Consider the following 12,505-nt stretch of genomic DNA (forward strand, 5'->3'; position numbering starts at 1 on the left):
TTCGGTATCAGGTTCGTGGTCAATACATAATTGAGCGTTTTTCATGGAGTACATACAACATACTCTGGAACAGTATGGTTTACCGATTTGTTCATCTCTGGAACCGACACAGTGGATAAATGCTACACGTTTAGGTTCGATACCGTCGGAAGGTTTTACAACGTGTCCTCCGGTAGGACCGGATGCGTTAATCATCCTTTCAATTTCCATAGCAGTGATTACGTTTGAGAAACGGCCGTATCCGTATTGGTAGATTCCGGATGGGTCGAATGGGTCGTAACCGATTGCAGCAACGATAGTACCAACTTCTAATTCGATTTCTTCAGGTTGTTGGTTGTGGTCGATAGCTTCTGGTCCACATGCTTGTACACATAAGTTACATTCGATACAGTAGTCTTTATCGATGGTTGCACATAATGGTACAGCTTGAGGGAATGGGATGTATGCAGCTTTTACCATACCGACACCTTCGTCGTAGTAGTTAGGTATTTCGATAGGACAAGCTTCTTGACAGGATCCACATCCAGTACATAATGATTCGTCCACATATCTTGGTTTTTTCTCAACTTTTACGCTGAAGTTTCCGATGTATCCGTCAACTTCAGTTACTTCTGCGTAAGAAATTAATTCGATGTTTTCGTGTTTGAAAGCGTCTACCATCTTAGGTGCTAAAATACACATTGAACAGTCGAGAGTAGGGAAAGTTTTATCTAATTGTCCCATACGTCCACCGATGGTTGGGTTTCTTTCTACCATGTAGGTTTTGAAGCCCATGTCACCTAAGTCTAATGCGGTTTGGATACCAGCTACTCCACCACCGATAACTAAAGCGGTGTTGTTTACATCTACTTTAGTAGCTTCTAATGGTTCGAGTAATCTTGCTTTAGCAACAGCCATACGTGTTAAGTCTTTAGCTTTGCTGGTAGCTTCTTCTGGTAAGTCCATGTGTACCCAGGAGTCTTGTTCCCTTAAGTTAGCAAATTCAAATAAGAACTTGTTTAATCCAGCTTCTTCTACACATCTACGGAAAGTAGGTTCGTGAAGACGAGGGGAACATGCTGCTACAACAATTCTGTTTAAGTTTTTCTCTTTGATGTCCTCTTGGATCATAGCTTGTCCAGGGTCGGAACACATGTATTTGTAGTCAGTTGCGTAGACAACGTTAGGAAGTGTCTTTGCATATTCTGCTACTTCAGGACAGTCGACTACTCCACCAATGTTTACACCACAGTGACAGACGTAAACACCTATCCTTAATTCTTCGTTATTATCTATTTTTTCTTCTGCCATATTAATTCACCTTGTACAAGTCGTGAAAAATATCTAATATATATAAAAAATTGCAATTTAAAAACAGTTGTAAAAATTTTTACATAGTATTAGATATATTAATGTAGTAAATACACATATATAAAGCTATTCATAAAACTCTTGGAGTAAAGTTTATATATTAGAAACTGAAATCTCTTTAAAAATAGCTTTAAACTTTAAATCAAAGTTTTTTACATGATATTAATCAAAATAAAGCTTAATCTTTATTTTTTGATGAAATAAAAAATTTAGGTTAAGATAAATTTTCAATTTTTTATTACAAAATCATGATTATTATTGGAAGTGTAATCAAAGAGATTACAGTGTTGATTAATATGCAGTCTGAGGTCAACTCATAGTCAAGTTTGTATGTGATTGCCAGAAGCAGTGACATCATTCCTGAAGGCATGGCGGCCTCGACAATGGAAATCTTAAACTGAAGATCTATCAGGCCCAGCTGGGATGCTGCAACGAAAGCGACCAATGGGAAAAATGCCAATTTCATTATTGATGTGAATACTATCATGGATTTGCTTCTTCTGATTGCTGAAAAGTCGATTGATAAACCCAATGCAATCATGATTAAAGGAATTGCTCCCTGTCCCAGATAGTTAACGGTATTGTCGATTACAGGGCCTATCGGGATATTCACAAGATTAAAAATCAAACCTAAAACAACTGCCCACAAGGGCGGGAAAAATGCGATTTTTCTAACTGCTGTTTTGACGGTTCCTCCAAATTTCAATATCAAAACAAATGACAATACTAAAAAGATGAATGATGTGGCAATATCACAAAAAATCGCCCTTAAAAAACCTTCCTGACCAAATATTCCTAAAGTAACGGGATAACCCATAAATCCAGTATTGGCAATCATTACAGTGACTAAAACACTCCATAATGTAATGTCATCCAAATTCAACCGCCTTAAAATGAAATATGCGACGACGCCGGTCACAAATGATGAAGCCAAAATAACAAATGGTAAAATTCCCAGTTGGGAAATTAAGGATAAATCTGCAGAGTATAATGCATGAAAAATCATGCAGGGCAGTAAAATATACATTACTATTTTATTGAATGGATTAATGTCCTTTTCGCTTAAAAAATCGATTCTTTTAAGGAAATATCCAAGTCCAATCATTATGATGATTGATAAAATAGTAACTTCAATTTGATTCATAAGATAATATTGGTAAAAAAGAGTATAAAAAAGTTAAGAAAAAAAAGAAAAATAAAATTAGCTAACGATACCTTCGCTAGTAATTTTAAATACACATTCACCTTCAGGCAAATGAGGGGAATCCACTAAACGTGCAATTCTTTTTCCGGCCAAACCTTTTTTGAGCCAGATTCTGTAGGTGGAAGCGTGTCCTAAAACGTGTCCACCAATAGCTTTGGTAGGACTTCCGAAGAAGGAATCAGGTTTAGCTTGAACTTGGTTAGTTAGGAATACTGCAACATTGTAAGTGTTAGCAATTTGTTGAAGTGAATGTAAATGCTGGTTTAACTTTTGTTGCCTTACGGCCAAAGATTCCCTTCCAACATATTCGGCCCTGAAGTGAGCCATTAATGAATCGACAATGACCAATCTTACATTAGCGCCGCTTTGGATAAGCTCATTGATTTTATCGACCATCAAAATTTGGTGAGCTGAGTTGAATGCACGTGCAACATGAATTCTGCTTAAAACTTCTTCATTGTCTAATTCAAATCCTTCAGCGATTTGTCTAATCCTTTCTGGACGGAAAGTGTTTTCAGTATCAACGAATACACATTCACCATCTAGACCGCCGAGTTCTTCTGGCAATTGAACAGTAACTGCCAATTCATGGGAAATTTGACTTTTACCAGATCCGAATTCACCGAATACTTCAGTAATGGATTGGGTTTCGATTCCACCGCCTATTAAATCATTGAATTCTTGGCTTCCAACAGTAATGTGTCCAACATCTTTTCTTCTTTCATCTACTTCCAATGCTGTTTCAAAAGTTATGTTTTCAGCTCTACGAGCAGCTTCAATAACTTTTTCTGCAACACCTTCACCGATTTCGGCTTTTACTGATAATTCCTTAGGAGTAGCTGTAGCTAATCTCATCATATCAGCGAAACCTGCATCTTTTAATTTTTCTGCTGTTTTTTCTCCAACACCTGGTAAATCACTTAATTCGACCATAATTATCATTCCTTAAATTTATTTTCTAATAATATTTTTTCAAAAGTTTTTTAGGGTTTAACCTATATTCTTCAGAATATTCATTAAAACTAACATTAGCAATAATTTCAATTGTCATGTTAACTAAATCTTGAATTTTATCTTCAATACCTAATGCTTCATCTTCTATAAGTGAAACAACTTCCTCCTGACTCATATCAATAAGTTCTTCTGCTAAATTACCAAAGAAAGTAACTGAAATCTCACCTGTATCATCTTCCACTCTTGTTGGAATCATAAGAGTGTATTTAGGTTCATCAAAGGTATGGCCACAATTGTCACAAATGTATTCGTCTTCAGACTCTTCTACACTTTCACGACAGTTTGGGCATTTTTTAAGTAAGATTTTATCAGGGAATACCTCTTTAATTGTAGCGGTAATATGAACATTAGTATCGTCTTCTGTTAATGATTCAATTGATTTTGCAACAAATATTGATTCCATTAACTCGTCTTGAGATGGCAACTCTTCCAATTCTTTTTCGCTAGGTTCCAGGACAGTTGTTCCGCCGGATACGGTAGCTTGAAGACGGTTATCCATATCCAAGGATAAGCGAGGATTTTGCAATTTGAGAGGTTGGCCCATTTCCAAATCCATATTAGCATCCTTGTCCCATAACACCACTCTAATAGAACCTGTATCATCTGCAATTTCAATATTTCTAACGGATCCTGTATCACCGTTGTCCCTGTCAAAGTTACGTATTTCATTCAATTCGATTACTCTTCCGACGATGACAGTATCTTCTTCATCTTCATCCAAGTCTTCAATTTTCTTATAATCATAAATCGCCTTTTCCAATGTGGCAAGTTCTGGAATAAACATTGCGGATGCTTGTTCTTCTGACAATCTAATGATTCTGGAACCTCCTCCAATGTTTAAATCAACACTGTACATACCAAGTCTGGTTCTTGCATTTTCAATTCTGTACGCTTCACCAACTGCATAATCTCCTTCAGCCTTTTCATTCCAGAAGGATAATCTTACCTTACCTGATTCATCGGCAAAGAGTGCTGAGCGAACAATTCCTACAGTGGAATCGTCCCTTTGGAATTCTCTTGGATCTTCTAATGACAATATTCTTCCGATAATGTCTATCTCAACGCCATCCTCATCATAGTCAAATTGGATTTGTCCAATTGAAACAGGATGTAACTCATTTCTGATTCCATCCAATTCGTCTAATTTTTCTATCGGCAAGTTTTCAGGATTTACAGTGATTTGTGTGTTGAAATTGGTGTTCATTGAGTATTGGCTTTGAGTGTATTCGTCAAAGCGAACATCACCACCGATGACTTTAATGAAATCACCCTTATTAATCGCAATATTGGTGTCATCGCCCCAGACGGTCACTCTTATCTCCCCGGTTGAATCTCTGACATCAAAGTTTCTCAATTTGCCTTCGGTATTATCGGTTTTCCTTGTAAAGACTCTGATATCCTGGAGTCTTGAAACAACACCGATAATTGAAACATCCCTCTGTTCGCTTAAGTCACCGATTGGCAAGAATTCCTGTTGAATTTCGGGAACGTCATAATCCCCTTTAATGATTCTTCCATCCCAATGTGTTAATGAGATTTCATTTTCACCGTCACGGTTTGGTCTTTCGCGTGCTTGAGCCTGAAGTATTTTGACTGTGTCTCCATCCTCTAATTTTAAATCTTCAATCAATTCAACATTTTTATTCCATAATGTATAAGAGATTTGTCCTGAATCATCTTGTAATTCAAGAGATGCAACTTTTCCTTCTTTTCCATTCTTTTCATAACTTCTAATGGTTGGAATTCGGATGATTCTTGCAATGATATTGACTTTAGTTTCAGGTTCAATATCGGCAATTTTTGTGATTTCCTCTTCATAGGCAGGGTATTTTGATGAATCTTCCTCCAAATGAACAAGAACTGACCTTGGCCTCAAGTTTGCTTCAAGCCCAGAGTATCCTTCCTTAATATCTACATTTTTGATTTGGATGATGTCTCCTTCCTTGACCTCCTTAAGCAATCTAATGTTTTGAGTCCAGAAAACCGCTCTTATTACGCCTGTATTGTCCTTTAGCTCAACATTTTGAACTTGACCGTTTTGACCTTTGCGTGTTTTAAATGACCTTGGATTTGAAATTGATATTACTCTGCCTGCAACTGTAACATCACGGCTATTGGCTTCGAGTTTGTCAATTGTATCTATGGCAAATTCAGGTTTTTCAGAAACCATTTCAGGCTCTTCTGTAACCAGTTCACCAACAACCATATCCGCCAAACTTGTATCGGTCATGAATGGATTTTCAATTTCCTGTTCTCTGAATTTTTCTATTCTTTCAAAGAATTCGTCTTCAGAAATCTGATCTTTTACTTTATCAAATCTTTCCTTAAGTTCATCAGACATCCTGGATGATGCCTCTTCTTCTTTATTATCAAAAATGCTTGTGTCAATACCTAAATGATTTTGAACTACAAGTTGTGCAGCACTAAAATCATCAATAAAGTCTACATCTTCATTACTTGATTTCATTCTTTCCATTTCTTCTAGAAATTCTTGTTCGGAAAGTTTATCTTTCACTTTTTCGTATTCTTGTAAAATATTTTCTTGCATACCAAACCCCTCATAGAAAAGTTAATTATAATTTTATATTGATAGTGTATATAAAGTTAGAGAGAGAGCATTTGAAAACTAATCTCAATAACATTATTAATAAAAAATTTAATATAAATATCACTCAAGTGCACACCTGTGCAAATGCACAAGTGCTAATATGCATTATGATTTTTCTTTAAAGCCGTTTTAATCATTATAGCTAAGTCCAAACCCATATGCCAGTTTTCTACGTACTCGATATCATATTCAATACGTTTATTGATTGAAGTATCACCACGGCAGCCATGAATTTGAGCCCATCCTGTCAGTCCGGGTTTTACTTGGTGTTTGACCATGTATTTTGGAATTGATTCCTTAAACTGGTCTACAAAATAAGGTCTTTCAGGTCTGGGTCCGACAACGCTCATGTCGCCTTTCAGGACATTGAAAAATTGCGGCAATTCATCAATACTGGTTCTTCTAATAAAATCTCCAACCTTGGTTTTCCTTGGATCATCCGGTGTGGTCCATTCGGATTTCTCTTCGCTCGGGTCTTGAACCTTCATGCTTCGAAACTTATACATCTCAAAAATCTTACCGTTGTAACCCATTCGCTCTTGCTTGAAGATGATTGGACCTGGAGATGTCAATTTAATAGCTATAGCCGTAACAAACATTATAGGTGATGTTATAATAATTGCTATTATGGATATGACATAATCTGAAGTATATTTCAAAAACTTATTAAAGTTATCGTCAAGGGGAACATAACGGATATTGATAATCGGAATGTCCTCTATCATGTCTACTGACGGCTGTGCCGGGAAATATCTGATATAATCCGGAATGATTTCCGCTTTAATTCCGACTTTCTCACAGCTTTCCACTAGTTCATTAATTTTATAATAGTATTTCAAAGGAATGGCCAAAACGACCCTATCATATCTATTGTTTTCAAGAACATGGTCCAGCTGATTGAATGAACCGATGATTCTGCTGCCTTCCACTTCCTTGCCGACATGCTCTTCCCTTCCCAATAATCCGCTGACAACAAATCCCAGGTATGGATTTTCACGGATTTTGCGGGTAAATGTGTATGCCAAATCATTATCTCCAACAATTAGAATATGCTTTAAATTCTTGTTGTTGACTCTCAAATTCTTTAAAATGCTTCTAATAGTGAATCTTTCGATTATTCCAAAGAATGTTGCGATAATCGCCATCAAGAATAGCATGATTCTTGAAAAATCCGGCTGGTTTATGATAAACAAAATTGAGACTAAAGCAAAGAATGCCAAAATGTTTACCTTAATTATCTGGGTAGCTTCGGAAAATATGTTCTTATACGTTCTGCGCGGCTTATACAAACCAAATGCAAAGTATAATATCAGATAAACTGGAATAACAGCCAATATTAAAAATAGAAGATAGCTGGAAAAGCCCAAATGACCGCCAATTGGGCCGAATAAAGTGGTTTTAAACCTTAACCAAATAGAGCATAAAAGGGAAACAGATATGACTAAAACATCTATCAGAACCAATAATATATTCAATGCCTTTTGATTTTCCTTTATCATGCTAACTACCTAAAAAACTAGTTTCATTATATATTATGGTTTTAATATATAATTAATCTTTCTTTTTAAATATATTTAAAAATAATTTTAAAAGACATAAAAGTGCTATTCCTAAATAAACAACCCAATTCACGATGAATGATGATTCACTGGCATGGTGTTTTTTATAATAGATGTACATTGCACGGTAAAATTCATAGATTAACTTGGATTTCTGTTTTTTGCTGCTTGCACCTTTAAGATGGGTGATTCTTGATTTTCCGTAGTAAATTATCTTCCATCCGCCCTGCTTAATGCGGTAGCAAAGGTCAATATCCTCGCCATACATGAAAAATGTCTCATCAAGCAATCCTATCTGGTCAAGGGCATCCTCTCTTATGAACATGAACGCTCCGGTAAGGCAGTCTATTTCATAGACCTCATCATCCGGCAAGTCGGTCAGGTTGTAGTCATCATCCTCACTGTTTGTTGGAATGTGGAATAATCTTATGAATGAATTTTTAACGTTTGGAAAGGACCTTTTGCAGGCCTTATCAAGTTCGCCATCCTCCAGAAGAACCCTGCATCCGCATGCGCCAACATCTTCATGCTCTTCCATATAGCAGTAAATGTCTTCTAAAGTGTTTTCCCATACGACAGTGTCGGAGTTCAAAAGCAGCTGATATCTGCCGCTGACCTGTCTCAATGCCTGGTTGTTTCCGGCTGCAAAACCGTTGTTTTCTTTTGAAGCTATGAATTTGACATTGTCCTTAAAATAATCCCTTAGACGGTCCAGGCTATCATCGCTGGATGCATTATCCACTACAAATATCTCATATGAAAATGGATAGTCATATTCCAAAATGGAATTGATGGTGTTCTTTGTTAGCTCAAAGGTTTGATAGTTTACGATTACAACCGAAAGATCCATAAGACTCACTAGTTATTTTTTTAAAAATTTAAATGTATTGATTATTAATCTGTATTCGATTTTAAAATAGTTTTTCGTATTTTTCGATTTGAACTTGACTTTGTCAATTTTGCTTCTGCTAGAAAGGCCCTCCCTAATGCCTGACATGTAAGTTGAACCGAAGCCCTTTTTTTTAAAGAACAGATACTTAATTAAGAATCCGAAAAACAAGAATATGAAATTTACGATTTTCAATGGTATAGGCAGGTTCTTATATACAACCCAAACATTATTTCTTGCTGCCAGGCGAACCTTGAATTCATTGTATCTGCTTCCGGATGTGGCGGAGCCTATGTGGTATACGACGGCATCGGGACAAAGCAGGTTTTTATAGCCATATATCCTTGACCTGATTGCCAAATCAACATCCTCCATATATGCAAAAAAGTTATCGTCAAACATTCCAAGCTCCAGAAGCAGGGATTTCCTATACATGGCCGCACCTGCACAGGCTGAAAATATTTCACAGACCTCTGTGTACTCGCCTGAGCTGTGATTCTCGCCTGTCTTTTTAGTCCAGGCAAGCAGGTTATATTCATCCCCAACATCATCAATCAATTCCTTGTTGTTGTATTGAAGCATCTTTGCCTGGAGAGAAAAAATATTGTCATCAGAAGACATCAAATCAACTAAAGCCTTGATGGATCCCTTTTTGACTTCAGTGTCGTTATTTAAGGAAAATATATATTCGTATTGGGCTTTTTCGATTCCCTGATTGACGGCCGGTGAAAATCCGACATTTTCCGTGTTTTCAATAAGCCTTACTGGGAAATTGAAAGTACTGCCTTCAATATATTCCTTGCTTCCATCAGTTGATGCATTATCGACTATGATGACCTCTCCGATAAGCTCCGAATCATTGTTTAAGGATTCAAAGAAAGCCTTTAAAAATTTTTTCCCGTTATAATTTGGTGTTACTACAGAAACCCTCATGCTAATCAATCGAATTTTTTAATCTTTTCCATGTCTTATAATATAATTTTGGACTTAATAAGAATAATTTAATTTTGGATTTGAACTTGCCGTCCCCTTCATATTTGGATAATTTAGTGAGCAAATCAAGCTCCTTCATTTTGTCGAGTACCTCATCAAAATCATACCCGTTGTAGAAGAAGTAGTTCATGTTTCCGAATATTGCCTTCGGAATTCTTGAGGTGATAATCAAGTTGGCCAGGTCATCCCTTCCCTGACTTTTATAAAATTCAGCCAAATCCTCAAAGATAGCTATAACCTCAAAACGCCTGAACTCGGTTGTGTTGATGGCTGATTCGGAGCGCTGAATGTAATAGTAAGTGGCTTCATTGCTTATTGCAACCTCATCCCCATAAAGTAAGGCCCTAAGTGCAAAATCGATGTCTTCGCCATAAACCAGATTGGGATTGAACCTTATGTTATTGTCATTGATTATGCTGGCTTTGTACATCAATTGCCAGAAGTTGAACGGCATTTCCATATTCAGTTCCTTTTTTATAAGCTCATCGCAAAACATCAGTTCACAGGCAAAATGATGGGGTGTGGATAATTTATCTCCATCCTTTTTAACGAATTGAATCATGCTAAAGTTGGTTTTGCCATTGTATAATTCAGACAAGTGATTTCCGGTTACATAATCATCTGCATCAATGAAAACCAAATATTTGCCCTTTGCCTCAGCAATTCCCCGATTTCTTGCGCTGCTTACTCCTGAATTTTCCTGGTGTATGACATTGTAGGAAATCGCTGATTTGGACAATTTCCGATTGATAATCTCAAGGCTGTCATCGGTTGACCCGTCATCTATGACAATCAATTCAAAACTTCTGAAATCCTGATTGATTATTGAATCAAGTGTTGTACCTATATACCCTTCGCAGTTATAGACTGGAACGATAACACTAACATCAAAATTATCCATTTTATCCCTCATTATTTAAAAGAAAATTTACAATACGCTTGGATGAGTTACCATCGATTTCATCAAATTGAGTCTTTACAAATTCCGATATTTTGCTTTTATCGAATTCATCATTTTCAATTACGCCAATCAGCTCATCGGATGTGTAAACGATGGGGCCCGGAACGGTAGTTTTGAAATCATAGTAAAATCCGCGTTCATTGGCCAGATATTCATCAAGATCATAAGTGAAAAATACGGTAGGTTTATTTAAAATAGAGTATTCAATCATTATTGATGAATAGTCTGTTATCAAAACATCACTAATCAGCATCAACTCCTGTTCTGACTCATATCCGCTTACATCAATATATTTTCCCTTTGAAGATATGTCATCCTTATAGAAGTTCTTTATCTTTGGATGGAGCCTCAATGCCAAAACATATTCGTTTCCCAATCTTGCATTAAAGTCCTCCAAATCCAGGTAGCCGAAAACATTATTGTATTTTTCCTCATCCCTAAAGGTTGGAGCATAGAGAATGATTTTCTTATCTTTAGAGATATCATATTTTCGGCAGAAATCCTCTTTCAATTTTTCCAGATTACGCTCTTCAAAGTAATAATCCATTCTTGGAAGGCCCAATGCCTTGATTTTGGATTCGGGCATCTGAAAGGCCTCGCTGTAATATCCTATAATTTTTTCAGAGGTGACTATCAAATAATCAGTATTTTCAGAGATCTTACTCAATATGTCTCTGCTTTCAATATCAACAGAACCTCCAAATTTCTTGGAAGCCCCCGGAGCATGCCATAACTGTACAATAGTATTTTCCTCTCCGAATTTCATGAATGCCAATGGGAAAAAGTTATCGTTTAAAAATATGTATTTTGAGCCTGCAAGCTTTTTGAAACTGCCAAAAGATAATTTGTCCTTATAAAAGAAATGGAATTCAAATTCTCCCCTTCTTTCAAATTCCTTTTTAATATAATCCAAATTGCCTTTAAATGATTCACGAGAATCAATTATAAAAGAAATCCTGTTTTTTTCAACATCTGCATGTTTGAATAAACCAAATATCAAGCCATACAGCTTATGCTTTAGATAAGACATGAGAATCTAAGGTAAAAAAGCCATCATTCCAGGAATTGCCCCCGCCATTGCTTGGACACCTAAAATAAAAATTGCCAAACCGCCAATGAAATTGATTGCCCTTGCATATTTCATTGCTATTTTTGTAGCAAATGTTCCAATTAAAAACCATAAAAGAACAGCTATAAAACTCAAGATGGCCAAACCCAGAGGGTCAACATGCGCTGCAACACCTTGAGCCGCTAAAATCAAGTTTTCTATGTTTCCAAAAACCATTAATGGCAAGAAGTGCATTATTTCAGCATCCACACTATTCACCCCTAATTGATCTAAACATTGCTTGGGCTCCTAAAATAAAAATAGCCAATCCACCCATGAACTCAATGAAACTAACATAATCTATAAGTATTTGTGTTCCGAAAGTTCCGATTGCTAACCACATTGCGACGCAAAGAAAGCTTGCAATACCTAATTTTAACGGATTTACACCTGCCACAACCCCTTGTGAAGATAGCACCAAATTTTCAATGTTACCAAAAATAATCAATGCCACAAAAGGTAAATATTGCTCCAACATCCAAATCACCATTTCCCCGTATAAAATTAATTTAACATAAATATTTTATTAAAATTAATATATAAAATTATCCTAAATTATAATGAAATTTTTAAATTTCAGAAAGAAAAATAATTAATAAATTCCATTAAAAATATTAAATTATTTAAACAAAATTGGAAAAAATAAGAAAAAAATGAATATTATAAAATAAAGAGGTGCGTTTCAAGTGTAAAATCACTATCTGTTCGCATACATTTTTTCTTGAACCTCTCCGACCTGTAGAGGTCGGAGATTCTTAGGTAATCCATTCTATATGAATGGAAATATTCTAAGCTATCCCCTAGGTCCCCTAGGTTCTG

11 protein-coding genes are annotated in these 12,505 nt (G+C 36.1%); all 11 read right to left on the reverse strand.

Going from position 1 to position 12,505, the window contains the following annotated elements; genetic code table 11:
* A partial coding sequence (locus QZ138_RS09965) for a CoB--CoM heterodisulfide reductase iron-sulfur subunit A family protein (protein WP_292888886.1) occupies positions 1-1,290 on the reverse strand: 1,290 nt, incomplete at its 3' end.
* 298 nt (positions 1,291-1,588) lie between these two features.
* Positions 1,589-2,494 (reverse strand): AEC family transporter, encoded by a 906-nt coding sequence (locus tag QZ138_RS09970; RefSeq protein ID WP_292888887.1) that lies wholly within the window; start codon positions 2,492-2,494, stop codon positions 1,589-1,591.
* Between the two features lie 57 nt (positions 2,495-2,551).
* Positions 2,552-3,487: a DNA repair and recombination protein RadA gene (gene radA, locus QZ138_RS09975; RefSeq protein WP_292601511.1), complete on the reverse strand. Its 936-nt coding sequence runs from the start codon at positions 3,485-3,487 to the stop codon at positions 2,552-2,554.
* Positions 3,488-3,512: 25 nt separating this feature from the next.
* Positions 3,513-6,116 (reverse strand): OB-fold nucleic acid binding domain-containing protein, encoded by a 2,604-nt coding sequence (locus QZ138_RS09980; protein ID WP_292888888.1) that lies wholly within the window; start codon positions 6,114-6,116, stop codon positions 3,513-3,515.
* Between the two features lie 155 nt (positions 6,117-6,271).
* Positions 6,272-7,675, reverse strand: coding sequence for an undecaprenyl-phosphate glucose phosphotransferase (locus QZ138_RS09985; RefSeq protein WP_292888889.1), 1,404 nt, complete (start codon positions 7,673-7,675; stop codon positions 6,272-6,274).
* Between the two features lie 52 nt (positions 7,676-7,727).
* Positions 7,728-8,585, reverse strand: coding sequence for a glycosyltransferase family 2 protein (locus QZ138_RS09990; RefSeq protein WP_292888890.1), 858 nt, complete (start codon positions 8,583-8,585; stop codon positions 7,728-7,730).
* A 12-nt stretch (positions 8,586-8,597) separates the two neighbouring features.
* Complete coding sequence (locus QZ138_RS09995; RefSeq protein WP_292888891.1) at positions 8,598-9,557, reverse strand: glycosyltransferase family 2 protein; 960 nt, start codon at positions 9,555-9,557, stop codon at positions 8,598-8,600.
* A 1-nt stretch (position 9,558) separates the two neighbouring features.
* Entirely contained in the window at positions 9,559-10,518 is a 960-nt protein-coding gene (locus tag QZ138_RS10000; protein ID WP_292888892.1) for a glycosyltransferase family 2 protein, read from the reverse strand.
* A gap of 1 nt (position 10,519) precedes the next feature.
* The gene (locus QZ138_RS10005) at positions 10,520-11,578 is read right to left on the reverse strand and encodes a CDP-glycerol glycerophosphotransferase family protein (RefSeq protein ID WP_292888893.1); all 1,059 of its coding nucleotides are present in this window, start codon (positions 11,576-11,578) and stop codon (positions 10,520-10,522) included.
* Between the two features lie 36 nt (positions 11,579-11,614).
* A complete protein-coding gene (locus QZ138_RS10010) occupies positions 11,615-11,881 on the reverse strand; it encodes a hypothetical protein (protein ID WP_292601573.1) in 267 nt (88 codons plus the stop codon).
* Positions 11,882-11,897: 16 nt separating this feature from the next.
* Positions 11,898-12,164: a hypothetical protein gene (locus QZ138_RS10015; RefSeq protein ID WP_292888894.1), complete on the reverse strand. Its 267-nt coding sequence runs from the start codon at positions 12,162-12,164 to the stop codon at positions 11,898-11,900.
* Positions 12,165-12,505: the final 341 nt, after the last annotated feature.

The sequence above is a fragment of the Methanobrevibacter sp. UBA212 genome (assembly GCF_905233225.1).
In the GTDB taxonomy this organism is placed as follows: Archaea; Methanobacteriota; Methanobacteria; order Methanobacteriales; family Methanobacteriaceae; genus Methanocatella.